The 361-nt window shown below is 48.8% G+C and carries 1 protein-coding gene; it reads right to left on the bottom strand.

All coding sequences use genetic code 11. From position 1 onward, the window contains the following. Positions 1-104: 104 nt before the first annotated feature. Positions 105-361, bottom strand: a 257-nt coding sequence (locus E1189_RS22150; RefSeq protein ID WP_196220822.1) for a hypothetical protein, incomplete at its 5' end; no start/stop codon positions are given.

Raw genomic sequence — 361 nt, 5'->3', positions numbered from 1 at the left:
TCAGGAATCCATCTAATATTTGCTGCATTTCCAATAACAATGAAGCCCCTGACATCTTATGTACTCCTCCTTCACATTCCCTTCTGAACACTCTATTCCCGGAGTTATCGGGCTTGGAGCAAGATGATGCACTTCAGAGTGTTCTTTGCTCCAGTGCAGGAGAGTATGCATTCGATACTGGTAGCACTCTTACTGAAGTGAGCCAGATTCAGCCTGAAAGCAATCAGCGGCCCACGAATATCTCCGGCGATCTCACCACACGCAAGCATACCGACACAGGGCACAAGCCCTACGTCTGTAATCATGACGGGTGCAAGCGGTCTTTCACCCGATCCAATAATCTCACCGTCCACAAACGCAT

Source organism: Parendozoicomonas verongulae, from assembly GCF_009711465.1.
Lineage (GTDB): Bacteria > Pseudomonadota > Gammaproteobacteria > Pseudomonadales > Endozoicomonadaceae > Sansalvadorimonas > Sansalvadorimonas verongulae.
Note: the sequence above shows the minus strand (reverse complement) of the source record. Positions and strands in the feature narration are given on the sequence as shown.